Annotated in this window: 25 protein-coding genes; 17 read left to right on the forward strand and 8 right to left on the reverse strand. The window is 54.5% G+C overall.

Translation table 11 applies throughout. The features are described 5' to 3' along the window. The first annotated feature begins 7 nt into the window (after positions 1 to 7). The 3 genes from ACKTS9_RS16795 to ACKTS9_RS16805 all read left to right on the forward strand — a co-directional run bounded on the left by ACKTS9_RS16795 (position 8) and on the right by ACKTS9_RS16805 (position 3,032). A complete protein-coding gene (locus ACKTS9_RS16795; RefSeq protein ID WP_407881867.1) occupies positions 8 to 499 on the forward strand; it encodes a DNA-deoxyinosine glycosylase in 492 nt (163 codons plus the stop codon). Further along, a complete protein-coding gene (locus tag ACKTS9_RS16800) occupies positions 496 to 1,308 on the forward strand; it encodes a Cof-type HAD-IIB family hydrolase (RefSeq protein ID WP_349214304.1) in 813 nt (270 codons plus the stop codon). The genes ACKTS9_RS16795 and ACKTS9_RS16800 overlap by 4 nt, the downstream gene beginning before the upstream one ends. A gap of 110 nt (positions 1,309 to 1,418) precedes the next feature. Then, positions 1,419 to 3,032, forward strand: coding sequence for an MBL fold metallo-hydrolase RNA specificity domain-containing protein (locus tag ACKTS9_RS16805; protein ID WP_407881868.1), 1,614 nt, complete (start codon positions 1,419 to 1,421; stop codon positions 3,030 to 3,032). 42 nt (positions 3,033 to 3,074) lie between these two features. Here the strand turns inward: ACKTS9_RS16805 and ACKTS9_RS16810 are convergent, their stop codons facing one another. Then, on the reverse strand, positions 3,075 to 3,560 hold the full coding sequence (locus ACKTS9_RS16810; RefSeq protein WP_349214307.1) for a deoxycytidylate deaminase: 486 nt from the start codon (positions 3,558 to 3,560) through the stop codon (positions 3,075 to 3,077). 228 nt (positions 3,561 to 3,788) lie between these two features. On the opposite strand from ACKTS9_RS16810, the gene vanG reads away from it, so the two are divergent. The 5 genes from vanG to ACKTS9_RS16835 all read left to right on the forward strand — a co-directional run bounded on the left by vanG (position 3,789) and on the right by ACKTS9_RS16835 (position 9,726). After that, positions 3,789 to 4,838: a D-alanine--D-serine ligase VanG gene (gene vanG / locus ACKTS9_RS16815; protein WP_349214308.1), complete on the forward strand. Its 1,050-nt coding sequence runs from the start codon at positions 3,789 to 3,791 to the stop codon at positions 4,836 to 4,838. Next, positions 4,835 to 5,566 (forward strand): D-alanyl-D-alanine carboxypeptidase family protein, encoded by a 732-nt coding sequence (locus tag ACKTS9_RS16820; RefSeq protein ID WP_407881869.1) that lies wholly within the window; start codon positions 4,835 to 4,837, stop codon positions 5,564 to 5,566. The genes vanG and ACKTS9_RS16820 overlap by 4 nt, the downstream gene beginning before the upstream one ends. Then, entirely contained in the window at positions 5,563 to 7,653 is a 2,091-nt protein-coding gene (gene vanT, locus ACKTS9_RS16825; RefSeq protein WP_349214311.1) for a serine racemase VanT catalytic subunit, read from the forward strand. Before ACKTS9_RS16820 ends, vanT begins: the two co-directional genes overlap by 4 nt. 30 nt (positions 7,654 to 7,683) lie before the next feature. Then, positions 7,684 to 7,974 (forward strand): phage holin family protein, encoded by a 291-nt coding sequence (locus ACKTS9_RS16830; protein ID WP_349214313.1) that lies wholly within the window; start codon positions 7,684 to 7,686, stop codon positions 7,972 to 7,974. Between the two features lie 93 nt (positions 7,975 to 8,067). After that, positions 8,068 to 9,726: a hypothetical protein gene (locus tag ACKTS9_RS16835; RefSeq protein WP_349214314.1), complete on the forward strand. Its 1,659-nt coding sequence runs from the start codon at positions 8,068 to 8,070 to the stop codon at positions 9,724 to 9,726. 40 nt (positions 9,727 to 9,766) lie between these two features. On the opposite strand, the gene ACKTS9_RS16840 is transcribed toward ACKTS9_RS16835, so the two are convergent. Together ACKTS9_RS16840 and ACKTS9_RS16845 are read right to left on the reverse strand one after the other, a co-directional pair. Then, a complete protein-coding gene (locus tag ACKTS9_RS16840; protein WP_349214316.1) occupies positions 9,767 to 10,771 on the reverse strand; it encodes an asparaginase in 1,005 nt (334 codons plus the stop codon). Then, positions 10,768 to 11,670, reverse strand: coding sequence for a radical SAM protein (locus ACKTS9_RS16845; protein ID WP_349214317.1), 903 nt, complete (start codon positions 11,668 to 11,670; stop codon positions 10,768 to 10,770). The genes ACKTS9_RS16840 and ACKTS9_RS16845 overlap by 4 nt, the downstream gene beginning before the upstream one ends. Positions 11,671 to 11,788: 118 nt before the next feature. Between ACKTS9_RS16845 and ACKTS9_RS16850 the strand changes: the two genes are divergently transcribed. The 9 genes from ACKTS9_RS16850 (at position 11,789) to ACKTS9_RS16890 (ending at position 22,360) form a co-directional block, all read left to right on the forward strand. Next, on the forward strand, positions 11,789 to 12,280 hold the full coding sequence (locus ACKTS9_RS16850; RefSeq protein ID WP_349214319.1) for a zinc ribbon domain-containing protein: 492 nt from the start codon (positions 11,789 to 11,791) through the stop codon (positions 12,278 to 12,280). A gap of 13 nt (positions 12,281 to 12,293) precedes the next feature. Further along, complete coding sequence (locus ACKTS9_RS16855) at positions 12,294 to 14,273, forward strand: fructose-1,6-bisphosphatase (protein WP_349214321.1); 1,980 nt, start codon at positions 12,294 to 12,296, stop codon at positions 14,271 to 14,273. Positions 14,274 to 14,280: 7 nt separating this feature from the next. Further along, positions 14,281 to 15,084 carry a tyrosine-protein phosphatase gene (locus ACKTS9_RS16860; RefSeq protein WP_349214322.1) on the forward strand — a complete coding sequence of 268 codons (804 nt, stop codon included), beginning with the start codon at positions 14,281 to 14,283 and terminating at the stop codon, positions 15,082 to 15,084. Positions 15,085 to 15,100: 16 nt separating this feature from the next. Further along, positions 15,101 to 15,826 (forward strand): purine-nucleoside phosphorylase, encoded by a 726-nt coding sequence (gene deoD, locus ACKTS9_RS16865; RefSeq protein ID WP_349214324.1) that lies wholly within the window; start codon positions 15,101 to 15,103, stop codon positions 15,824 to 15,826. Then, complete coding sequence (locus tag ACKTS9_RS16870; RefSeq protein ID WP_349214326.1) at positions 15,823 to 16,236, forward strand: cytidine deaminase; 414 nt, start codon at positions 15,823 to 15,825, stop codon at positions 16,234 to 16,236. Before deoD ends, ACKTS9_RS16870 begins: the two co-directional genes overlap by 4 nt. 139 nt (positions 16,237 to 16,375) lie before the next feature. Further along, positions 16,376 to 17,464 (forward strand): BMP family lipoprotein, encoded by a 1,089-nt coding sequence (locus ACKTS9_RS16875; protein ID WP_407881870.1) that lies wholly within the window; start codon positions 16,376 to 16,378, stop codon positions 17,462 to 17,464. A gap of 71 nt (positions 17,465 to 17,535) precedes the next feature. Next, the gene (gene deoC / locus ACKTS9_RS16880; RefSeq protein ID WP_407882150.1) at positions 17,536 to 18,192 is read left to right on the forward strand and encodes a deoxyribose-phosphate aldolase; all 657 of its coding nucleotides are present in this window, start codon (positions 17,536 to 17,538) and stop codon (positions 18,190 to 18,192) included. A gap of 109 nt (positions 18,193 to 18,301) precedes the next feature. Then, positions 18,302 to 19,678 (forward strand): citrate/2-methylcitrate synthase, encoded by a 1,377-nt coding sequence (locus ACKTS9_RS16885; RefSeq protein WP_407881871.1) that lies wholly within the window; start codon positions 18,302 to 18,304, stop codon positions 19,676 to 19,678. 129 nt (positions 19,679 to 19,807) lie between these two features. Next, positions 19,808 to 22,360: a hypothetical protein gene (locus tag ACKTS9_RS16890; RefSeq protein ID WP_407881872.1), complete on the forward strand. Its 2,553-nt coding sequence runs from the start codon at positions 19,808 to 19,810 to the stop codon at positions 22,358 to 22,360. Between the two features lie 100 nt (positions 22,361 to 22,460). On the opposite strand, the gene rpsR is transcribed toward ACKTS9_RS16890, so the two are convergent. From rpsR to ACKTS9_RS16915, 5 genes are all read right to left on the reverse strand, one after another. Further along, positions 22,461 to 22,724, reverse strand: coding sequence for a 30S ribosomal protein S18 (gene rpsR / locus ACKTS9_RS16895; protein WP_349214333.1), 264 nt, complete (start codon positions 22,722 to 22,724; stop codon positions 22,461 to 22,463). A gap of 18 nt (positions 22,725 to 22,742) precedes the next feature. Further along, positions 22,743 to 23,198: a single-stranded DNA-binding protein gene (locus tag ACKTS9_RS16900; RefSeq protein ID WP_349214334.1), complete on the reverse strand. Its 456-nt coding sequence runs from the start codon at positions 23,196 to 23,198 to the stop codon at positions 22,743 to 22,745. After that, a complete protein-coding gene (gene rpsF, locus ACKTS9_RS16905) occupies positions 23,198 to 23,497 on the reverse strand; it encodes a 30S ribosomal protein S6 (RefSeq protein WP_349214336.1) in 300 nt (99 codons plus the stop codon). The genes ACKTS9_RS16900 and rpsF overlap by 1 nt, the downstream gene beginning before the upstream one ends. A gap of 139 nt (positions 23,498 to 23,636) precedes the next feature. Then, positions 23,637 to 24,512: a UTP--glucose-1-phosphate uridylyltransferase gene (locus tag ACKTS9_RS16910; protein WP_407881873.1), complete on the reverse strand. Its 876-nt coding sequence runs from the start codon at positions 24,510 to 24,512 to the stop codon at positions 23,637 to 23,639. Positions 24,513 to 24,531: 19 nt separating this feature from the next. Beyond that, on the reverse strand, positions 24,532 to 25,473 hold the full coding sequence (locus ACKTS9_RS16915; protein WP_349214339.1) for an RING finger protein: 942 nt from the start codon (positions 25,471 to 25,473) through the stop codon (positions 24,532 to 24,534). Positions 25,474 to 25,536 lie beyond the last annotated feature (63 nt).

A 25,536-nucleotide genomic window follows, 5' to 3' on the forward strand; every position in this document is an offset into this window, starting at 1 on the left:
CGCAGAAATGTCGTTTGATCCGGTCTATACAGCCCGTTCGAACATTTTGATCGTAGGAACATGGCCGAGCCCCAAAAGCCGGGAGCAGGGCTTCTTTTACGGGCATCCTCAAAATCGATTTTGGCCGATGCTGGCGGCGCTTATGCATGCGCCGACACCGGAAACCATTGAGCAGAAAACGCGGCTTATCTGCGACAATGATCTGGCGCTTTGGGATACCATCGAAAGCTGTACCATCACGGGCGCGTCGGATGCAAGCATCCGTGATGTGGTGCCGACGGATCTTGCGTGGCTGTGTCGGCAGGCGCCGATCGAGCGGATTGTATGCAACGGTGCGACCGCCTACCGGTTGTGTGTGCAATATCACCGTCTGCCGGACGTTCAGGTGCTTCGTCTGCCGAGCACCAGCCCGGCCAATGCGGCCTGGTCCATGGAACGGCTGCTGGAGCAATGGGGGCCGGCGCTGACGCGAAGAGAAGAGGAGTGTGGAGAAGAATGAACTATCGTGTTTTGGCATTGGATTTGGACGGAACGCTGACCAACTCCCAAAAGGAGATCACTCCGGCCACGCTGACTGCATTGCAAAAAGCAATGGACAAAGGCGTAAAGGTGCTTTTGGCCAGCGGGCGGCCCGCAGTGGGTGTGTGGCCGCTGGCCCGGCAGCTGGAGCTGGACAAGCGCGGCGGCTACATTCTGGCGTACAATGGAGGCCAGATCATCGACTGTGCGACCGGGTGTACGCTGTTTCAGCAGCAGGTGCCCCGGCAGGTGGTGGCACCGCTGTGTGCCTTTGCCCGTGAAAACGGCATTGTGGCGTTGACATACAACGAGCGGGGCGTGGTCACGGAATGCCCCGAAGATCCATACGTTCAGCTGGAATGCCGCATCAATCATGTCCCGGCCATCGGTGTGAAGGACCTGGCAGAAGAAGTCACCTACCCGGTGACAAAGTTTTTGCTGACCGGCGAGGGCGACTATCTGGCCGGCCTTGTGCCTGTGGCGCAGGAGCGTTTCAAAGGTGTGCTGAACATTTTCCGTTCGGAGCCGTTTTTCATGGAGGCAACGCCGCCGGGTATTGAGAAGGGTGCGGCACTGGAGCGCCTTTTAAACCAGCTGGGGCTGAAAAGGGAACAGCTGATGGCCTGCGGAGACGGGCTGAACGACATGCCCATGCTGCAGTATGCGGGACTGGGCGTGGCCATGGCCAACGCGCAGCCGGAGGCCAAAGCAGCGGCTGACGCAATTACGCTGTCCAACGATGAAGACGGCGTCGCTGCAGCGGTGGAACGGTATCTTTTGAATGAATAAGCAAAAGGGCGGATGGAAATCCGCCCTTTTGCGTTGTCCAGCCCATGGCGCAGCAGAAAAAAGCGTGTTACAATAAAAACAGAGATGAATCCAAAAGGAGGAGTGTGCGCATGAAGATCACATTTATCGGAGCAACTCATGAAGTGACGGGAAGCTGTACTCTCGTGGAAATTGGCCAGACGGTATTTCTGGTGGATTGTGGTATGGAACAGGGAGTCAACCGGTTTGAAAACGTACCTCTTCCGGTAGAGGCATCCCGCGTGGATTTTGTCCTGCTGACCCACGCGCACATCGACCATTCCGGCCATTTGCCGCTGCTGTATAAAAAAGGGTTCCGCGGTACGGTGTACGCCACCGAGTCCACGGACAGCTTGTGCGAGATCATGCTGCGGGACAGTGCGCACATTCAGGAGAGCGAGGCCGAATGGAAAAACCGGAAATCACGCCGCGCCGGCCGGCAGGAGGTGGAGCCTCTTTACACGCTTGAAGACGCAGAAGGGGTTCTGAAACAGTTTCGGCCCTGCCCGTATGAAAAGCAGATTCAGGTTTCTGAAAATGTGTCCATTCGTTTTACAGACATCGGTCATCTGCTGGGGTCTTCCGCGATTGAAGTGTGGCTGACCGAAGGGGATGTTCAGAAAAAGATTGTGTTCAGCGGCGATGTGGGAAACATCAACCAGCCCATCATCAATGACCCGCAGCCTGTGCGCGAGGCGGATTATGTGGTTCTGGAATCCACATACGGCAATCGCCTGCACGGAGAACGCCCGGATTACATCGGTTCGCTGGCTGAAATTTTGCAGACGACCTTTGACCGGGGCGGAACAGTGGTCATTCCGTCTTTCGCCGTAGGGCGCACGCAGGAGATGCTTTATTTCATCCGGGAAATCAAGAAGAAAGGGCTCGTTCACGGGCACGATGGTTTCCCGGTGTATGTGGACAGTCCTTTGGCCAATGAGGCAACCGGAATTTTCATGCAGTGCCCGGCGGAGAATCTGGATGCAGAAACGCGCGCACTGCTGGAAAAGGGCGTCAATCCGCTGTGGTTTGACGGGTTGAAGATGAGCCTGTCCAAAGAGGATTCTCAGGCAATCAATCTGGACCTGGCGCCCAAGGTGATTCTGTCGGCAAGCGGTATGTGTGATGCGGGTCGTGTGCGTCATCATCTGAAACACAACCTCTGGCATGCGGAAAACACCATCCTGTTTGTGGGGTATCAGGCGGAAGGAACGCTGGGCCGTGCGCTGGTGGAAGGTGCTGAACATGTTCGGATTTTTGACGAAGAGATTGCGGTGAACGCCGAAATCCGGGTGCTGGCCGGTGTCAGCGGCCACGCGGACAAAAACGGCCTGATTCGTTGGCTTGGCAATTTTGAACCGAAACCGGCGCAGGTTTTCATCAACCATGGCGACGATGAAAGCTGTGTGGCGTTTGTTCGCTGCCTGTGTGAAGAACTGGGCTATGTGGCCATGGCGCCTTACAGCGGAACCTCTTACGACCTTGCCCGAGGGACTTTTGTGGTGCGCACCGAAGGTGTGGCGCGCCAGAAGGCGCCCGCTGGCAGGGATCCGCGTGCGCTGGCTGCTTTCAACGAGCTGATGACTGCTGTGAAAAAACTGGAACTGCTGGTGCAGGGCGCCGGCGGACGGCCCAACAAAGAGCTGAAACAGATGGCCAGACAGGCGGAAAAGCTGTACGAAGAGTGGAACGAAGCACGTTTGTAAAGAAAAAAGCTTCGGGTCGGATGGACCCGAAGCTTTTCTTTTTTATAAAGGAAGGGTGACACTGCGGCCGGTGGGCTGGTAGGGTTCATATTCAATGCCTACCAGATTAAACATGTGTTTGGATGCTTTGACCGAATCTGTGTCCGCGTACTTGTCGCTGTAATAAATCACTTTCGAGATCCCGCTCTGAATCAGCGCCTTGGCGCATTCGTTGCAAGGGAACAGCGTGGTATAAATGCGTGCGCCCCGCAGGCTTCCGGTTCCGGATGCATGGTTCAGAATTGCGTTTAATTCAGCGTGGCATACATACATGTATTTTGTCTTCAGAGGCTCGCCCTCGCGCTCCCAGGGCATATCGTCATCCAGGCAGCCAATGGGCATTCCGTTGTATCCCATGGAAAGAATTTTGTTATCCCGGCTCACAATACAGGCGCCAACCTGAGAGGAGTTGTCCTTGGAACGCTGAGCACTCAAAAGCGCGATGCCCATGAAGTATTCATCCCAGGAAATATAGTCTGTCCGTTTCACTGTCAGTCCCTCCTAATCGGTTCAAAGTAAAAATACATCCTCAGTATACCGCGTTTGCGACATATGGGCAAGTCCCGGCGGCAATGCAGGATCCGACCCTGTAAGATTTTTGCAAGAATTTCTTTTTGAAGAAGTAGGAAAGCTGAAAAAGAAGCGGCGTTTTGATTTGATACCATAAAGGCATCGAATCAAAGCGCCGCCTTTGTGCGCTGAAAGGAAGTTTTTGCAATGGAAAAAACGGTTGTAGCTGTTTTGTTTGGTGGATGTTCCACAGAGTATGAGGTTTCACTGCAGTCGGCCTTTGCTGTGCTGAACCATCTGGACGCACGCCGCTATGCGGCGCTGAGCGTGGGCATCACCCGGCAGGGTGAGTGGCTGTACTATCATGGCCCGTTGGAAAAAATTGCTGACGGAAGCTGGTGTGCCAACCGGCTGTTCTGCAGTCCCTGTACACTTTCTCTGAATCGGGGAGAGCACAAGCTGATTGTGGATGCGGACCATCGCATGAACTTTTCGTTTGATGTGCTTTTTCCGGTGCTTCACGGGAAAAACGGTGAGGACGGGACGGTGCAGGGACTGGCAGAACTGGCGGGAATTCCGCTGGTCGGATGCGGCACACTGGCAAGCGCGCTGTGTATGGACAAAGACCGTGCCCACAAACTGGCGGCGCTGGCGGGGATCGAAGTGCCGGCCAGCGCGGCGTTTGGGCGGGACGCTTCTTTTGCGGAAATCGAACGCGCGGCACTTCGAATCGGATGGCCCTTGTTTGTAAAGCCGGTTCGCTCCGGTTCTTCGTTCGGCATCACCCGTGTAAGCGGTCCGGATGGACTGCACCAGGCGGTAAACGCCGCGTTTGAGCACGATGACCGGATTTTGCTGGAGCAGGAAATAAAAGGGTTCGAGGTAGGCTGCGCGGTGATGGGAAATGAAACACTGTTCACCGGCCTTGTGGATGAAATTGAACTGTCTGGCGGATTCTTTGATTATGAGGAAAAATATACGCTGAAAACATCGCAGATCCACTGTCCGGCCCGGCTGTCAGAAGAAGATACCTGTCGGGTGCAGCAGGCAGCCAGAACGTTGTACCGGGCGCTGGGGTGCCGTGTGTTTGCCCGTGTGGATTTGTTCTTCACCCCGGACAAGCGAATCGTATTCAATGAAATCAATACGATCCCCGGTTTTACCGCACACAGTCGGTATCCCAATATGATGAAGGGCGCGGGAATCGAATTTGACGCTTTAGTAGGCAATCTGGTGGAACTGGGGCTGGAAAGATGAGACGGATGGTATTGCTGCGCGAACAGGTGCGGGAGGGCACGCTGCTGGTGGTCAACCGGCAGCATCCGCTGCGCTCTTCACAAAAAATCGAACTGATAAATGTGGGAAACGGCGTGCAGATGGAGCGGCATGCTGCCGCTGCTTTCAATGAGTGTGTCCGCCTGGTGGGCGGCCGGGAAACCATTGTTCCGGTGTCCGGATGGCGCAGTGCGCAGGAACAGAAAAAGATATGGGATGACACCATGCGCAAAGAAGGCGCCTGCTTCACCGAGAGTTATGTAGCTCATCCCGGCTGCAGCGAGCATCAGACCGGTCTGGCCATCGATCTGGGCAAAGCGGCGGAGTCCATTGATTTTATCCGTCCGGATTTTCCGCAGGAGGGAGTGTGCCGGGCTTTTCGCACGCAGTCGGTGCGCTGGGGATTTGTACAGCGATACCGCGCGCATAAGCGGCAGCAAACCGGAATTGCGGAAGAACCCTGGCATTTTCGTTATGTGGGAGCGCCCCATGCGCAGATTTTGGAGAGCCGGGATCTGTGCCTTGAGGAGTATTCAGATTTTTTGAAACAGGGACCGGTAAACCTTGAGCTCGGCGGCGTGCAGGCAACGGTATTTTACGTTCCGGAAAGCGGTGCGAAAACCGTGGCGGACGTGCCCGACGGCCTGGTACAAGTGTCCGGAGATAACTGCGGCGGCTTTATCCTGACCGTCTGGAGGTGGCGGGCATGAGCGAAAAAAAGTTCCCTGCACTGGATGCCTTTCGCATTCCGGCTGCGGTTTTGGTGATTGCGATTCACACGTCGCCTTTGGCTTCGGTCAGTGATTTGGGGGACTTCTGGTTTACCCGCGTGCTGGCCCGTGTAGCGGTTCCTTTTTTCTTCATGATAACGGGGCGCTTTCTGGGGCAGACGCCCCGGCGTTTCTGGCAGCGGACGCTGCTGCTCTATGCGGGTGCTGCACTGCTGTATCTGCCTTTAAACTGGTACGCGGGAACATTTTCAGCGTTGGATTGGATGCGAAAGTTCCTGCTGGAAGGAACCTTTTATCACTTGTGGTATTTTCCGGCAGTGCTGCTGGGGGTACCGCTGGTATGCCTGCTTCGCAAGCTGGGAACAATTCCGGCCTTTTGCGCAGCGGGGCTGCTGTATCTCATTGGCCTGGGCGGAGACAGTTATTACGGCTTTTTAGCTGATTTCCCGGCAGTCCATGCGTTTTACAAGGGTGTTTTCACGCTGTTTGGCTACACAAGAAACGGCCTGTTTTTCGCTCCGCTGTTCCTTTTGCTGGGCATGTTTTGCCCGAAGTTGAATCGAAAAACGGGAGCAGTCGGTTTTGTTGTTTCGCTGACTGCCATGAGCGTGGAAGCGCTGTGGCTGCACGGTTTGGGGGTACAGCGCCACGACAGTATGTATCTTCTCTTGCCGGTGTGCATGCTTTTTTTGTTCGGAACACTGCTTGCGTGGAACAGGGGGCAAAGTCGGCCGATGCGCACGTGCTCCATGTGGGTCTACATCATCCATCCCTGGTGCATTGTTGCGGTGCGCGGAGCGGCAAAACTGTGCGGTGTGCAAGTCCTTCTGGTAGAAAACAGCTTGGTTCATTTCAGCGCGGTTGCGCTTCTCAGCTTTGCAGGAGCAGTGTGCATGATGAGGCTGAAGCCGCGGTCGATTCCGTGCGGTGCGCGTGCCTGGAGGGAGATTGACGGGAAAGCGCTTGTGCACAACGTCTGCGCGTTGGAAGAGCAGGCGGGAAGTGCGGTGATGGCGGTGGTAAAAGCCGACGGATATGGTCACGGAGCTGTTTTGGTGGCAAGAACGCTGCAGAAAGCAGGAGTGACCGGATGGGCAGTGGCATGTCTGTCCGAAGGAATTGCGCTGCGCCGCGCAGGCATTCGGGGCCGCATTCTGATTTTGGGCTATACCGACCCCGCGCAGGCGCCTTTGCTGGCACGCTGGCGCCTGACGCAGACAGTGGTCGACGAAGCGCATGCGGCGGCACTTTCGGCTTCCGGATGGCCGGTGCGCGCACATCTGGCTTTGGATACGGGCATGCACCGGCTGGGGGTACCGGCGCAGGATCTTCCTGCCATACGCCGTATTTTTCACATGTCGGGGCTCCGGATAGAGGGGGTGTTTTCGCATCTCTGCGCTGCAGACGGAACGACAACGCCCGAGCAAATGTATACGGAACAGCAGACGAATTTGTTTTGGAAAACGATTCAGCAGCTTCGCAGAGAAGGAATCGATCCGGGCGAAGTGCACTTGCAGGCAAGTTACGGCATTTTGAATCAGCCGGCGATTTCCTGCTCCTGGGTGCGTGCCGGTATTGCATTGTACGGGGTTTACAGCGGAACGTTTGCCGGGAAAAATCCCGTGCCGCTGTGCCCGGTTTTAACACTGCGCGCCCGCGTAGCGACGGTTCGCTGTCTGCAGCCAGGTGATGTGGCGGGCTACGGCCTTGCATTTGAAGCAGAACGGAAAACGATTCTGGCGACAGTGACCATCGGCTACGCGGACGGGATCCCCCGCATTTTGCCCCAGCGGGGCGGCCGTGTTCTGGTACGGGGAGAATATGCGCCTATGGTGGGACGCTTGTGCATGGATCAAATGCTGGTGGATGTGACCGGAATCCCCGGCGTGTGTACCGGCGATGTGGTGACGCTGATCGGAAAGGACGGCGCAAAGGAGATTCGCGCGGAAGAACTGGCTTGCAGATGCGGCACCATCACCAACGAGATTCTCTCGGGGCTCAGTCCTCGGCTTGGTCTGTGCCTGAAAAAGAGAGGGCGGCATAAAATCCGGGCGAAAAGCTTATGATAGTAGCAGTGATCATGAGGAGGGATCGAGATGGAGTTGTCATTTCTGTCGGATTATTTGATTCCGGTTATCACAGGCATCTGTCTGTGCGTGGGAACTGTTCTGAAACGCTGGATCGCAGATACCGGCCACAAGTATATCCCTACGGTGTGCGCGGTGCTGGGGGCGGTGCTGGCGGTATGGATGGGCAGAGAACTCTCTCCGCTGGTGCTGCTGCAGGGAATGTTCAGCGGTCTGGCCGCTACCGGTCTGCATCAGGCATTTCACCAGGTGTTGAAAGAGACATTTCAAAAACAAGGCGAAGTCTTGACAAAAAATTGACGATTTCCTCTTCCGCTTTTCTGTAAGGGACGGTATAATACTTATCATTGAAGCAAACGCTTCGAAACCATCCTTGACAGAGGAGGCATTTTTTTGAAACATTGGAAGAGCAAAGCGGCGGCGCTGGTGGTGGCGTTGTTCGCTGTTTATGTGTTGCTCAATCACATGAACCTGAACCCGCTGTATCCCGAAGCGGCATTCGCATACTGTGTGCTTTTTACACTTTTGTTCGCGATTTTTACAGTGGACAAAATCGGTCGGTTTGTCATGCAGCAGGGGACAGGCGGCGTTCGAATCTCGTTCGTGCGCCACGCACAGTTCCGCCGCTGGCCATTTGTGATCGTGGGCATCCTGTGGGGCGCGTTTGCGCTGGTAAGCATCGGTTCATCTGTTCTTTTTCAGGTGAATGCGTTCCGTGATCAGATGCCGGAACTGAAAGAAATGAATTTTGCCGAAGATTTCGACACAGTGGACGTCAGCCAACTTCCCATTGTGGATGAGGAGATGGCCAAAAAGCTGGCGGATAAAAAGCTGGGCGAGCGGCCCAGCTTGGGCAGCCAGGTAGTGTTGGGAGAACCGACACTGCAGCAGGTGAACGGCGAGCTTCTGTGGGCTGTGCCGACGTATCATTCCGGGCTGTTCAAATGGCTGACCAATATGAGCGGAACGCCGGGTTATGTGACGGTGTCGGCCACCAATCCACAGGATGTGGAGTACGTGGATGGGTACAGCATCAAATACCAGCCGGGCGCATATCTGTGGCAGAACCTTCTGTTCTATGCCCGCTTCACTGCGGCGCCTTTTACCGGACTGACTGACTACAGCTTTGAGCTGGACGACACCGGGCGGCCGTATTGGGTTATTACCACCTACCGGTATCTGCGGGGATTCTCGCTTCCGGAGGCGACCGGCGCGGTGGTGCTTGACTGTGCCACCGGCGAGAGTGAAACATATGCCATCGATCAGCTGCCGGAATGGGTGGACCGTGTTCAGCCCGAGGACTTTATCATGACGCAGCTGAACAACAAAGGCGAGTATGTGCACGGATATTTGAACTTCAGCGACAAGGACAAATACCGGACTTCGCCCGGCCAGACGATCATTTACAACGACGGAAGATGTTATCTGTTCACTGGCCTGACCAGCGTTGGCGCGGACGAGAGCGCCATCGGGTTTGTAATGGTGGACATGGTGACCAAAGAACCGCGTTTGTATCGAATCAGCGGCGCTACGGAAATGGCGGCGCAGCAGTCGGCACAGGGCAAGGTGCAGCAGTACGGTTACCAGGCTGCTTTCCCGTTGATCGTGAATATGAACGGTGTGCCGACTTATTTTATGACGCTGAAGGACACCGAGGGACTGATCAAGCAGTATGCCTACGTGTCGGTTGAGGATTATCAGACCGTGGCGGTGGGCGAGAGCATCAGCGAGGCGCGGCTCAATTATGAAAAAGCCATTCAGTCCAGCCCGGCCGGTCAGCTGGTGGGCAATGTCAGTACCGAGAAGGAGCAGCTGACGGGAACGGTGCTTCGCATCGGCAGCGAGTACAACCCGACGGGAACTGCTTATTATCTGGTGCTGGCCGAAGAGCCGCAGCTTTTGTTCAGCGTACAGGGAAGTCTTTCCGACGAGCTTGCGCTGACAAGAGAGGGCGATCAGGTGAAAGTGGAATACTATCCCCGCGAGAGCGCCACACAGGAATTGACAGGGTTTGACAATCTGGAATTTGAGCAAAGCATTCCGGCGGCATGAAAACAGGGGCCTTCTGCAATGGCAGAAGGCCCCTGTTATTTTAAAAGGAAAGATCGTAGTTGATGGGAGAATAAAAAGCGGTTTCCAGTTCGTTCCAGGAAGAGATTTTTCCGCCCAGAATCCACATCAGCTTGGTGTATGCAGCTTCCAGCGTCATATCCCGGGTCTCCAGGAAGGGAACACGGTTGTGGACCCGGCGCCCCACTTCGTAGGTGTCCACGGCACTGCCCTCATAGGTGACCTGTGTGGTGATCACCAGAACTTTTTTGTGCGGTTCATAGCGTGCAAGTTCGGAGCACAACGGGTCCAGAATGCTGTCTGGCAGACCGCCCACTCCAAAGCTTTCCACCAAAATGCAGTCGTACAGGCGGACAATCAGCGGGATGATATCCGGCGAAATGCCCGGAGTCAGCTTCAGCAAAAACAGGCGTGGATTCAGCTGATCGTAGAACCGCACCGGCCCCGAAGCAGGACAGGGCGGTACATAATAGATGACCCGGTCGTTCTGAATGCGGGCCAGGGCAGGAAAGTTGATGCTGGAAAAAGCGTTGTAACTGAAACTGGATGTCTTTTTGGCACGGGTCCCGACGATCAGATTTCCGTCAAAGACAAGATTTACACCTTTGGTGCGCTCGTCCAAGGCAAAAAGAATGCTGTCACGAAGATTCTTTTTGGCGTCAGTGATTTCCAGAAGGATCGAGCGCTGTGCGCCAGTGATCAAAATGGGCTTTTGCGCATCCTGAACCAGGTAGGAAAGCGCCGCGGCCGTATAGGCCATGGTGTCTGTTCCGTGGCAGATCAGAAATGCATCACAGTCGTCATAGCGGTCACGAATGGCCCGGACGATCATCTGCCAGTGAGCAGGGGTGATGTTGGTGCTGTCCAGACTGCAGAGCGCCTGACATTCCAGTTCGCACACGTCCCGAAATTCTGTGATGTAGCTTTGCAGTTCGTCCGGGCTGAGCACGGGTGAAAGTCCGTTTTCCGTAGGTCCCGAAGCGATGGTGCCGCCGGTGGTCAGCATAAGGATTTTCTTTTTTTTCATGTTTTGTCCTCCACGCCCTCCAGGTTGAAAGAAGGCGTATATTCTTCTTTGGCGCTGCTTTTTTCCTGCATATAGCCCTGGGTCAGACCCAGTTCCACTGCAAGATTCACCGCCTGCCGGTATTCATAGGTGGAGATGCGACGGTTCAGCGCCTTATGCTCTCGTGCCTTGTAGAAAGGCGTGTACTGGCTCATGAGACTGGTCAGAAATCCGCCCTTAGGCAGTTCCGTCGCCATGAACTCCAGCACGGCACGGGTGTCGGCCATTGCGCCGGGAAGTGCAAGATGGCGCACGATCACACCTCTTTTTAAAAGACCGTTCTCCATCACAGGCGGCCCGGCCATCCGGCACATGGTTCGCGCTGCCGCAGACGCCACTTCAAAATAGTCCGGTGCACCGGAGTATTCTGCACTGAGAGCGGAAGAAACGTATTTGATGTCCGTGAGCCAGATGTCCACCACGTCTTTCAGCGCATGCAGCGCTTCGGCGGTTTCGTACCCGCCGGTGTTGTACACGATGGGAATGGTCAGGCCCGGTCCGGCCAGATTCAGCGCTTCCAGCACCCAGGGCAGATAGTGCCCTGCAGTGACCAGGTTGATGTTGTGCGCCCCCTGTTCCTGCAGGCGAAGAAAAATATCCGCCAATGTCCGGGTGGAGACTTCACGCCCGAAATTTTGCGCGCTGATGGTAAAGTTTTGGCAGTAACAGCATTTCAGCGGGCAGCCGGAAAAGAACACGGTCCCGGATCCGCGGGTGCCGGAAATGCAGGGCTCTTCCCAAAAATGAAGCGCCGCGCGGGCAAGGCGCACCTGCCGTCCGCCGCCGCAGACTCCCAGGGCCTGGGTGCGGTCCGCACCGCAGGCGCGGGGGCAAAGTGTGCAATGAGTGGGGATTTGCATGAAAAGGCTCCTTTGTGTGCGCGGCGAACAGGCGCGCGGGTTTTCTGCTCTAAGTGTATCATAAAATCACGCGATGTGGTACAATAAGAACATTATAAAATCAAAAAGGAGTGGTATCATGCCACAAAGGGATTATCAGCGACTGGGCGGATGGCTTTTGTTCTTTACCGTTACTCTGAGCTTCGGCTTGGGAATGAACGTGATCTCTCTTTTGCAGATACTCACTTCGGGTGTGCAGCTGGACCCTGTGGGAACGACGCTGACCGTGGCCTGCATGGTGGCGCAGGGCGCGCTGATTTATCAGGTGGTGGGCAGGCGTCCGTCCTACTGGCAGGTTTTGATTGTTCTGGTGGTGCTGTTGACGATTCTGGACCTGTTCCTTCTGATTCGCATGGAAGATCCGATTGTTTTTGTACCGACCGTTTTTCTGGATATTCTTCGCAATGTGATTTGGCTTTTGTATTTTCGGCGCTCCCGGCGGGTCGCTGTTTATTTCGGGAAAAACAATGGCTTTGGAATGAGCGGCGGGGCACGTGTCTGCCCTCGCTGCGGAAATCCGGTCAGCGAGGACGCGCTGTTCTGCGGCCGGTGCGGAAGCCCTCTTCGCTGAAAGGAGAAAGAGCATGGATACACCACAGCAGAAGTTTCTGAAGCTGCTGGCTCGAGATTATCCGACCACAGCGGCTGCCACACAGGAAATTATCAACCTGCAGGCCATTTTGAAACTCCCGAAACCCACCGAACATTTTATGAGTGACCTTCACGGGGAGTACGAGGCGTTCACACACATTCTTTCCAGTGCCTCGGGGGTCATTCGGGAAAAGGTGGACCGGGTTCTGGGAGATCGGCTTTCTGCACAGGAGAGGGCGGAATTTGCCACCCTTATTTATTATCCGGCGCAGAAGCTTGCACAGCTGAAGCCAGCGCAGAAAGACTTAAATGAATTTTACCGCCAGACACTTTATCGGTTGATTGATGTCTGCCGGCTGATGAGCTCCAAATATACGCGCAGCTATGTCCGCAAGCGCCTGCCGCAAGGGTTTTCTTATATTATCGACGAACTGCTTCACGCGCATTTTGAAGATCACGATAAGGATCTCTATTACGGGCGGATCCTGTCGGCCATCATCGACAATGGCCGGGCGGATGCGTTTATTACGGCAATGTGCGAATTGATTCGCCGCCTTGCCGTACACAAACTGCATATTGTAGGAGATATTTTCGACCGCGGCGCACGTCCGGATATCATTTTGGACGAATTGATGGCCCATCATGCCGTGGATATTCAATGGGGAAACCATGACGTGGAGTGGATGGGGGCCGCCGCGGGCAGCGCTGTCTGCATTGCCAGTGTCATTCATGTGTCGCTCAGTTACAACAATCTGGAAACGCTGGAAGACGGCTACGGCTTGAATTTGCGTCCGTTGGCACTGTTTGCCGAGGAAGTTTACCGGCATACGGATGTGTCTGCTTTTTGGCCCAAGCTGGTCAATGACGGTGGATATTCCGCCGAAGACCTTGCGCGTGTGGCACGCATGCACAAAGCGATCGCGGTCATTTTGTGCAAGCTGGAGTGCCAGGTGGTGCGAAGAAATCCGGATTTTGGAATGCTGGATCGCGCACTGCTGGAAAAAGTGAATTTTGTCACGCAGACAGTGGAAGTGGACGGAAAGGTTTACCGAATGCGCGACTGCGATTTCCCCACAGTGGACCCGGCCCATCCCTCTCGGCTGACCCAGGGAGAACAGGAAGTGATGGACAAGCTGTGCCAGAGCTTTACGGAAAGCGAGCGCCTGGCGCGGCATGTGCGGTTCCTGTATGCCAACGGCAGCGTGTATAAAATCGAAAACCACAACCTTCTGTTCCATGGAGCCATTCCTTTTGATGAAAACGGGCAGCTTGCAAAAGTCTTTATGGATGGCCAAACCTATTGCGGAAGAGAATTTATGGATTACTGCGAGCGGATGGCCCGGCAGGGGTATTTTGCTCCGCCGGGCAGCGAAGCACGCCGAAAAGGACAGGACTTTTTGTGGTACCTGTGGTGCGGTCGCCGGTCGCCCATTTTCGGGCGTTATAAAATGGCGAATTTTGAGCATTTCTTTCTGGACGAAGAAGAAAGTTATGCGGAACAAAAAGATCCGTATTATTATTGGGTGGAAAACGACGATACAGCAGTGGCTGAGGCGGCGGTTTTGCGCATTTTTGAGAATTTCGGGCTGGACCCTGCCCACGGGCACATTGTAAACGGACATGTGCCGGTGCGGGCGAAAAACGGCGAAAAGCCCGTAAAAGCGGGCGGGCGGCTGATTGTGATCGACGGCGGATTCTGCAAGGCCTATCACAAGCGTACCGGTATCGCGGGGTACACATTGGTTTTTTCCAGCCGGGGACTGTCGCTGCGCAGTCACGGGTCCTTTGAAACCACGCAGAAGGCCATTCGCGAAAATGCAGACATTCTCTCCACAGTAAACGTATTTGAGACCAGCGAGCGGCGTGTTTATGTGGAAGACACCGATGAGGGCCTGCGCCTTCAGGACCAGATCGAGGATCTGAAGCGGCTGGTGGCCGCCTATGCGGACGGCACATTGAAAGAACAGGAGTAAATGGACAATGGAACATCATATGAATGAAACAGAACGTCCGGGCTCTCCGCTTCCATTTGTCGGATGTGAAAACGTTCGGGAACTGGGCGGTTACCGTACCCAGGACGGCAGAAAAGTAAAGCACGGTGTGTTTTTTCGCGGTCCGGCACTGTGTGATATCCGCCTGCCGGAAGACCGTGCCTTGTTTGCGAGTCTGGGAATTCGAACTGTGCTGGACCTGCGCTCGGAAAGCGAACGGCGGAACGCACCGGATCCGGTTTTGGAAGGGGTCGAGTACATCAGTCGTTCGGCGCTGCGCGATGCACAGGGGCGGGACGTGGATTTCGACATTGAAGCAATTTTTGCCGGCGGGGAACAGACCGTGTCCGAAATGCTTCGTGAAGTGGACGGCGGCTATGCGCATATGCCCTTTCAGAACAGCGCCTATGTGGAGCTGTTCCGGATTCTTTCAGAACAAAAGGTCCCCGTTTATTTTCACTGCAGCGCGGGAAAAGACCGAACCGGTATCGGTGCGGCACTGATTCTGCTTGCGCTGGGAGTGGACCGGGAAACGGTCATTCAGGATTATCTGGTCACCAACACTTGCCGCCCGAAATCGCGCCATCAGGTGGAACAGTTGCTGAAACGTTTCTTTTCGCCGGAACGCGCGAAGGAGCTGGCGGCGGTAACAGCAGGCGTGCAGCGCCAGAGTATGGAACGGGCGCTGGGCACCATTGCGCAAAAATACCCGCGTTTTGAAGATTATCTCGCTGCCGAATGCGGCGTGAATGCAGATACCTTGCAAAGAATTCGAACATTGTATTTGGAGTAAAAAGGAGTGGATGATAATGGCGACACCTCACAACGCGGCAAATCCCGGGGACTTTGCCAGCACCGTTCTTATGCCGGGCGATCCTCTTCGGGCAAAGTTTATCGCGGAAAACTTTTTGCAGGCACCTCGTCTGGTGACGCAGGTGCGCGGAATGCTGGGCTACACGGGCACGTATGAAGGTGTGCCTGTTTCGGTGATGGGTTCCGGAATGGGGATGCCATCCATCGGTATCTATTCCTGGGAGCTGTTCGCTCAATACGGCGTGGAAAACATCATTCGCGTAGGGTCTGCCGGGGCCTATGCTGCCGAGGCGAAGATTTTTGATGTGGTGCTGGCGACAGCCGCCTATTCCGAGTCCAGTTATGCGCAGACGCAAAACGGAACAGCAGGCGATACCATGATCCCTTCGCCTGTTCTGAATCAGCGTCTGCGTGCCAGTGCCAAAAAACTGGGGATTCCGCTTTTGGAAGGCGTGATCCATTCCAGTGATGTGTTCTATCGGGATGCAGATGACCCGGATTATTGGAAAAAGCTGCGCAGAGAAAAAGGGTGCCTGGCCGTGGAGATGGAGAGCTTTGCACTGTTTCACAATGCCCGCGTCACGGGAAAAAACGCTGCTTGTGTGCTGACTATTTCCGACAGCTTTGTTTCTCATGAAGAAACGACGCCGGTTCAGCGGGAACAGAGTTTCACACAGATGATGAAGCTGGCGCTGGGCAGTGTGCTGGAGGATGAGCAATGAAGGTGGATGAGCAGGCGTTGATCCGTGCGGCGCTTGCTGCGCGAAACAATGCATACGCACCCTATTCCGGCTTTCGGGTGGGGGCGGCACTTTTGGCAGAAGACGGAACGATCTACACCGGATGCAATGTGGAGTGCGCCAGTTTCTCTGCGACAAACTGCGCCGAGCGAACGGCGTTGTTTAAGGCGGTCAGTGAAGGACGCCGTTCTTTTCGGGCACTTGCGGTCGTGGGCGGAAAGGAAGATTGGGCGGACGCACAGCCCTCTCCCTGCGGAGTGTGCCGCCAGGCTCTGTACGAGTTTTGCCAAGAAGATCTTCTGGTGCTTCTGGCACGGGACGAAGAGCATTTTACGCGCTGTACATTGGGACAGCTGCTTCCACTGGGATTTGGACCCGAAAAAGTTCGCTGATTGCCACTGGTCACAAAAAAGTGGCCGGGATTGCAATCTTTTTGTAATTTTGTTATACTATCTGTAGTTGCCTCCGCCCGACGTGGCGGGTGTTTTGATTTTGCCGCGCTGCCCAAAACGCGGAAAAGGAGCTGACGCTATGAAAAAACTGCTGGCATGCGTGCTGGCCATTGCTTTGGCGATGACGGTTCTGGCGGGCTGCGGGTCCCAGAAAGCGGAGTTGGCACTTGTCACTGACGGCGGTGAAGTGACAGATCAGGGATTCAATCAGGGCGCATGGGAAGGCCTGGTAAAATACGCCGAGGAAATGAGCATTTCCAAACTTTCATACAAACCGGTGGAGAGAACCACGCAGGCTTATTCGGACGCCATTGACCTGGCCGTAAAAGGCGGGGCAATGGTGGTCGTTGCGGTGGGGTATGAAATGAAAGATGCGGTGGCCGCCGCACAGGCGCAATATTCGAATGTGGTCTTTATCCTTTTGGACGGGGATCCGTTTGATGGCACCGAAGCTGCTTCGGATGCACAAAACGCCGTGGGCGTGGTTTTTGCCGAAGAACAGGCAGGGTTCCTGGCGGGGTATGCCGCGGTAAAAGAGGGAATGACGCAGCTCGGCTTTTTGGGTGGAAAGGCTCAGCCCGGCATTGTGCGTTATGGCTATGGGTTTGTTCAGGGCGCGGAATATGCTGCGCAGCAGATGGGAATGGCAGCCGGGTCTGTCACTGTTCAGTATGCGTATACAGGCAGTTTTGAGGAAAGCAATGACACGCAGTCTCTGGCGGCCGGCTGGTACGGAGCAGGCACCGAATGCATTTTTGCCTGCGGAGGAACCATGACACAATCCGTCATCAAGGCAGCGGAAAATGTCGGAGCAAAAGTGATCGGGGCGGATGTAGACTGGTCTGCGCAGTCCGATGTGATTTTGAGCAGTGCAACCAAAAATTTGAGCACGGCAGTTTACAATATGATCGCTGCTGCTTACGATGAGCAGCTGCAGGGCGGTCAGACAATGGTTTATGATGCGTCGAACAACGGCGTGCAGCTTTCCATGGAGACTTCTAAATTCGATACATTCACGCAAAAGGACTACGATGCGGTTTATGCCGCTCTGGCGAATAATACAGGAAATATCGCCACAGGGATCGTGAAGGATACCAACGGGGAAGGCAATCCCGTTGCGGTCACGGAACTTCCGCTGTCGGCAGTGGTCCTGCAGCAGGTCGGATGACAAAAACCGGCGGTATTTTCAGGCTGTGCCTGAACCGCCGGTTCTTTTATAATTGCGAGGGGGAAAGAATGATGAACGCAGAGGAATTGTTTAAAAAAGTAGATCATACACTGCTCAAACCGGAGGCAACTTGGGAGCAGATCCAAAATTTGTGCGATGAGGCAGTCCGGTTTCACACCGCATCGGTGTGCATCAATCCGTGCTATGTCCGGCAGGCCTGTGACTATTTGCAGGGACGTGTACCGGTGTGTACGGTGATTGGTTTTCCTTTGGGGGCCACCACGACACAGGCCAAAATCGCCGAGGCCCAGCAGGCGTTGGCAGATGGGTGCAGCGAATTTGACATGGTGATCAACATCGGCCGCCTGAAAATGGGTGACATTGACTATGTGCGAAATGAGATCCGAGCTTTGAAACAGGCGGTCGGAGAACATACGCTCAAAGTGATCGTGGAAACCTGCCTTTTGACAGAAGAAGAAAAGGGCGTTATGTGCGATGTAGTGTGTGAGGCAGGCGCAGACTACATAAAAACGTCCACCGGCTTTTCCACAGGCGGAGCCACTTTCGCAGACATTGCACTGTTTGCAGAGAAAGTGCGCGGGCGCTGCAAGATCAAGGCGGCAGGCGGAATTCGTACGCGCGAAGATATGGAACGGTTCGTTGCGTTGGGGGCGGACAGGCTCGGAACGTCCAGTGCGATTCGAATTCTTGGCGCTGACCCGTCATAAAGGCGAAAATGTTGTAAAAAAATTAACAAATGCCGCTGTATTTTGTGCTATAATAAAATTTAATATAGATTGATTTAGAAGAGGATGAGAGGAAAGGAAGGCGATCAGAATGCCCATCGACAAGAGCATCGATTATTCTGCAATTACACCCGAAATTCAGGCGTTGAGCAAGCAATGCCAGGAGCACGGCCGGATCGATCCGGAACTGTACACCAAGTATGACGTGAAGCGCGGCCTGCGGGATTTGAACGGAAACGGCGTGCTGACCGGCCTTACGGAAATCAGCGAGATCATGGCGTTCAAAGTGGTGGATGGCGTTAAGACTCCCTGCGAAGGAAAGCTGTTTTACCGCGGTGTAGACGTAGAGGAGATCGTTCGCGGGTTTATCAAGGAAAAACGGTTTGGCTTTGAAGAAACCGTATATCTGCTGCTGTTTGGAACGCTGCCCACCAAAGAACAGCTGGAAGAATTCACAAAACAGCTGGTGTTTTACCGTTCGCTTCCCACCAACTTTGTGCGGGATATCATCATGAAAGCGCCCAGCGCAGACATGATGAACACCTTGGCGCGCAGTGTGCTGACGCTGTACAGCTACGATTCACGCGCCAATGACAACAGCATCGATAATGTGCTGAGGCAAAGTCTGCAGCTGATTGCACTGTTCCCCATGCTGTCAGTGTACAGCTATCAGGCATACAATCATTATGTGAAGGATGCCAGCCTGTACATTCACAATCCGCAGCCGGAGCTCTCCACGGCGGAGAACATTCTCTACACGTTGCGTCCGGACTCCAAGTACACCGAGCTTGAGGCAAGAATCCTTGATCTGGCACTGGTGCTGCACGCAGAGCACGGCGGCGGCAATAACTCCACATTCACCACACATGTGGTCACCTCTTCGGGTACGGACACCTATTCCACCATCGCTGCGGCGTTGGGAAGCCTGAAGGGCCCCAAGCACGGCGGTGCGAACATCAAGGTGGTGCAGATGTTCGAGGATATGAAGGCAACTGTCACAGATTGGAAGGACGAAGAGCAGATTGAAGCTTATCTGCGCGCTTTGCTTCATAAAGAGGCTTTTGACAAGGCTGGCCTGATTTATGGAATGGGCCATGCGGTCTACTCGCTCAGCGATCCCCGTGCCAATGTGTTCCGCCATTTCGTAGAAGATCTGGCCAATGCCAAGCAGCGCCACGAAGAATACGAACTGTATGCTGCGGTGGAGCGGCTGGCACCGAAAGTGATTGGGGAAGAGCGGCGCATTTACAAAGGCGTGGCGGCCAACATTGACTTCTACAGCGGCTTTGTGTATAGTATGCTGGACCTTCCGCTGGAACTGTATACTCCGATTTTTGCCATCAGCCGTATTGCCGGCTGGAGCGCGCATCGCATTGAAGAGCTGATCAATGCAGGAAAAATCATCCGTCCGGCTTATATGAATGTGTCCGAACGGGTTGAATACGTGCCTTTGGCCCAGCGCGGATAAAGTTTGGATACAGAATGCTGGTATGCTATTGTCATGCCAGCATTTCTTTCTTTTACAGCGTTTGAAAGAAAATCGAAGATTGTCGCGTATTATAAGTAGAAAGACGCTCTTGGAAAGGGGATGTGTCGTATGGTGAAAAGCTGGATGAAAAAAGCGGCTGCGTTGGCGGCGGGCATGATGCTTGCGGCCTGCCTGGGAACTGCGGCCTGGGCGGATCAGCCCAAAACGATCCAGGAAAACGGATTGAGTATTGCAGGAAATACGGCTGGCGTGCAGAAAGATGAAAACGGCCAGCTGGTTATCAGTGAAAATGGTTCTTACGAGATAACGGGAACTTGGAAAGGTTCTTTGGAAAATGCATCGGCAGATGCGCCCAAAGCGGCGATTTGCGTGGCGGATGGAGTACAGGCGGAGCTCGTACTGAAAGACGTGAGCATCTCGATCGATCAGGCGGATACCTTTGCGCTGACAGTGGAAGACGGTGCCAGCGTGACCTGTTCACTGTCCGGTTCAAACCTTCTGAATGAAGGAGCAGATGTTGGTCAAAAAGCCCGGCTTCTGCTTTCAGGGACTGGTGCACTGGATGCCGGGATGATTGACGGAACCGGAACATTCGGTTTGGATGCCTCTTTCCAGGGTGTGGCACGTACGCAGGAAATTATCTGCAAAAAAGATACATCCGGTTGGAACGGCATTCTGTTTGAAGAAGAGGCCGGCACGGTGTACGGTACGCCGATTCTTTCGCAGAATCTGACGATTGACAAGGGAGAGACTTTGAACATCTCCCAGAACGCCAGTTTAACCGTTGCAAAATCGGTTCAGGTGCAGAACAACGGCGTAGTGAAAAGCCAGGGTACGATTTATAATTACGGTCAGTGGAAGGGGACGCAGCCGGCAGGAAACGCCCCTGTTACAGATGCCCAGATCCAAGTGACTTTGTCCGCAAGTGAGATTACTTTCGCAGACGGGCTGAAGATCACGGCGGTGGCGCGTGTACCTGCGGGTACATCCAATGGCACAGCTACGTTCTGGATGGGGGAGATCGGCGGACAAGGCGTAAAGCTCGGCACAGCGGAAGCGGTGGTCAGCGGGCAGAAAGCCACTGCCGAATTGACGGTAGAGCGCTGTGGTGCAGATGCGGGCTTCACCGTCGGGGACACTGTGATTTATGTGGACTTTGGCGCGATGACCGGTGAGGCAATGCCCGGGCAGAGTGCGGGAAGTCCTCTTCGCGTAACCGAAATCACTCGTTCTCTTCCCGCTCCGGTGGTGCAGATTGGCACCAACTTGGACCTGTCTCTGCAGACGGTGGTTCCCAGTGCGGGCGGCGGTACAGTGGAATATGGTGTCGCAACGGAAAATGATGCGTCCAAAGTAGCAAAGTGGCAGCAGGAAACCACTTTTACGGGGCTGACGGCAGATACTGCCTATTATGTGTTTGCTCGCGTGAGCGGTGACCCGGAATATTGTCAGGCCTATTCTTCCACAGGCCCCATTGTGGTTCCCAAGGCTTCCCGTACGCTGTCGAAACCGACGGCGACCGCCAAGGACGTTTGCCGTGTGGAAGTGAGCGGAGCTGTTCCCAGCGCAGGAAGCGGCGTAATCGAATATGGCATTGCCACGGAGAACAAAGCAGACAAAGTAACACAGTGGCAAACGGGAACAGCGTTTGAAAATCTGACGGCAGATACCACTTATTATGTGTTTGCCCGCGTGACGGGAGATACCCAGTACCAGGACGCGATTTCCGAGGGGAGCAGCGTCACTGTGAAAAAGGCTGTGCGTACCATGAATGCGCCCAAGGGAAAAGCAGGCGGAGCGGACAGCATTGTCCTGGAGGCAGCTGCACCCGGAGCAGGCGGCGGTACGGTTGAGTATGGCGTGTGCGAGAAAAACGACAGCAATGCCGTGACAAACTGGCAGGCTGGCACCACATTTACTGGCTTGAAAGCGGGAACACCGTACTATTGCTTCGCACGCGTAAAAGGGGATGCTCGCTACCAGGATGCGGTTTCGCAGTGCACGGTCATCTTTACCGAAAAGGCGGGAACAAGCACCCCGGCGCCGTCCAATCCCGGAACATATTCCATTGAGGTCATCGCCGGTGAGGGCGGAACGGTCAGCCCCACCAGCATGCAGGCGGCAGCAGGCAGTAACCAGACCTTTACCTTTACCCCCAAAAAAGGATATGAAGTGGCCAATGTACGCGTGGACGTGACAGACTTCGGCTCGCGTACCAGTTATACGTTTGAAAACGTATCTGGCCCGCATTCGCTGACGGTCACATTCCGTCCGGTGAAAGCGGCTTCTTCCAGCAGTTCTTCTTCTTCGGACAAGAGTTCGTCTTCGTCTTCGACATCCTCTTCTTCGTCCAGCAGTGCGCCGGTTGTTTCGTCCAGCACTGCGCCCAGTTCCAGCGCATCTTCTGACAGCACGACTGCGCCAACCCGGAATAAGAATGGCAAAGTGCCTACGATTTTGCTGATTGTCATTGCACTCTTGGTGGCGGCGATTGCAGCAGTCATCATTGTTATGGCGGTGCGCAAAAAGAAATCGGATTCCGGGTATGAGGAATACGAAGAGTATCCTCGCTATGTCGACGAAGATGATTCGGATCCTTCGGATGAGTATAGTGAACTGGATATGAATTCCGATGATGATTTGGATGATGACGATCGCTGATAATCGCAAAACACAATAGAGAAAAGCCGCCGGCTCTTTGGCCAGCGGCTTTTTTATGCAACAAAAACGGCATGTCCAAAGGGACATGCCGTGCATAAAATTAGTCGCTCACATAGGGGAGCAGCGCAACGTGACGGGCGCGTTTGATCGCAACCGTCAGCTCGCGCTGATGATATGCGCAGGTACCGGTAACGCGGCGGGGAATAATCTTCGCGCGCTCGGAAATGTACTTGCGCAGACGAGGAACATCCTTGTAGTCGATGTGGTCCACACGATCAACGCAGAAGCTGCAAACTTTTTTGCGGCCACGGCGCTGCGGACGGCCACCTGCACGGGTGTCCTGACGCTCTTTATCGAAAGCCATGAGACAGGTCCTCCTTTATTAGAATGGTAGATCTTCGTTGTCGTCGATGACGGCAAAATCATCCGCGCTCCCGGCGGCATAGCTCACAGGCTCGGTCGGTGCGGGGCGCTGTGCAGGGGCGGCCGGCGCAGCATAGTTGCTGCCGCTGGAAGAGCCCTTGCTTTCCGCAAAGTGAATGTTTTCCGCGACCACTTCATACGCAGTGCGTTTGTTTCCGTTGCGATCTTCATAATTGCGGGTCTGCAAACTGCCGTTGACGGCAATCAGGCTGCCTTTATGAAAATACTTGCAAACAAACTCAGCGCTCTGGCGCCAGGCGACAATGTCGATAAAGTCAGCCTTACGCTCTTCGCCGGCACGTACAAAGCTGCGGTCAACCGCGATGCGGAACGTACATGTCGCAATCCCGTTGGGGGTGTGGCGCAATTCCGGGTCAGCTACAAGGCGGCCCATCAAAGCAATCACATTCAGCATTATTTTGCCTCCTCAGCTTCGGGTTTCGCAACGATCATGGAACGCAGCACGCCGTCGGTGATTTTGTACACACGGTCCAGCTCAGCGGGGAAATCAGGGCCGCTGGTGAAGCTGATGATGGTGTACACGCCTTCGGTTTCGTCGTTGATGGGGTAGGCCAGGCGGCGTTTGCCCCACTCGTCAACAGAATCGATCGTACCGTTCTTCTCGATGAGGGATTTGAACTTGCCAACCAGGGTAGCGGTAGCTTCCTCATCCAGGGTGGAACTGGTAACCAGCATTGTTTCGTATTTTGCCATTTCTGTGCACCTCCTTCTGGACATATGACCCCTTGCGGGGTAAGGATTCTGCTTGCAATTTTCAGCAAGCAATTTATTATATAATAAAGCGAGTGAATTTGTCAAGCTTATTCTTGCCAAATTCACTCGCTTTTATCCATTACAATGTGCGGACCAGTTCCTTCAGGTAAGCTTTGAACTCTTCACCGATTTCCGGATGACGAAGTGCGGTTTCCACCTGCGCCTGCATTACACCCAGCTTCGCACCCATGTCATAGCGTTTGCCGGTAAAGTCCACACCCGTCATGCCGCCATTGCGTGCAATGACCGCCATGGCATCGGTCAGTTGGATCTCACCGCCTGCGCCGGGTTGGGTGTTTTCCAGAATTTCGTAAATTTCCGGCGTCAGCAAACAACGTCCAAGAATGGAATAAAGGCTCATTTCCTGGCCGGGCGCCGGTTTTTCGATCATATCGGTCACGCGGTACAGGTTGTCCTGCAAAGGATCGACCTTCAGGGAAGAGTATTTGCGGATGGCCTCCCGGCTTACCTGCTTGATTCCTACACAGGGTTTTCCGTACTGTTCGTAGGCACGGCACAGCTGTGCAGCCACAGGATCTTCACCCATAATGACGTCATCCCCGTACAAAACCACAAAAGGTTCGTCGCCGGTAAACGGGCGCGCTTTCAGAATGGCATGCCCCAACCCCTTGGTTTCTTTCTGACGCAGGAAAAAGATGTCTGCCAAATTGGCGATGCCCAGGCAATCTTCCAGCATTTTGGCTTTGGCAGGGTTGCCGTTCAACGCTGCTTCCAGTTCCGGGGCACGGTCAAAGTGGTCTTCCATGATTCCTTTGCCGCGGCCGGTGATGATCAGAATCTGTTCGATCCCGGCGGCGACCGCTTCCTCTACAATGTATTGAATCGCGGGTTTGTCCACAATGGGAAGCATCTCTTTCGGCATAGCCTTGGTGGCGGGAAGTACACGGGTGCCAAGACCGGCCGCAGGAATGACAGCTTTGCGGATCTTCTGCATTTTATTCTCCTTTCCGGACTCAGCCGTAAAAATAGTTCATCATTTGAGTGGGGCCGACCGCAGAAACAATCAGGGAGTTCAGCGTGACAACAAGAGCAAACAAAAAGACAACTCCCAGCACGGACGTGCCGCCTTCATGCTGTGCGGACTGTACCATCTGGACCGGCGAAGCGGTCACTTTCTGTAATGCCTGCAACTTTTTCAGCGCATGGCGTCGATAGAGATAAAAGGCGTACAGCGCGAAAAATACAGAACTCGCAAAATTGAGAACAAAGCAAATCAAAGCAAGACCTTCCAGGGCGCTTGCAGACAGGATAGAACCGATGGGAAGGCCGGCGGACTGGAAGACTGCCAGATAAGACGGAACACTGAACAAAATGGAAAGAGCCAGCGAAATAGCACCCCAGCCCCACATTTTGCGGTAGAAAAAGTACATGGGGGCATAAATCAAAGCGCTCCAACAGATACTGGTCTTGCGGTTCAGCCGGTCCATGCGGGAAAACTGGGCAAGATAATACTGCGAACTGCTGCCGATAAAAGCAGACCAGGTTGCGGCATCGATTCCGTCATATTCTTTCTGCGTGGGCGCGGCCGGGCCGGACATCGGGGAGCCAAAAGGCATTCCCATGGGCGGATAAGGTTGTTCGGCTTCGGAGTTCTGTCCGTAAGGAGTTCCAATGGGCTGTGCACCGCGCAGAGGGCGGCCGCAGCGTTCACAGAAAATGTTGTCTTTCTGGTTCAGGGCATTACAGGCCGGACAATGAATCCCTTCCGGCTCCTTGGGCTTGGGCGGGTCGAACGAAAAGCCGGTCCCGTGCTTTTCGGAGAAGACGCAGTGACCTTCTTTTTCGTAACAGGCCCGGTGGTAGGGGGCACCGCATTCAGGGCAAACGACAATGTCGTCTCCTTCGTGCAGAGGCTTATGACAACTGCTGCAATGGCAGTTTTGATAGTCAATCATGTTAAAGCTGATCCTCCTCAAGATACTGTTATCCATACTATACCGCATCAGGAGCAAAAATGC

Source organism: Owariibacterium komagatae (genome assembly GCF_045865535.1).
GTDB lineage: Bacteria > Bacillota > Clostridia > Oscillospirales > Ruminococcaceae > Ruthenibacterium > Ruthenibacterium komagatae.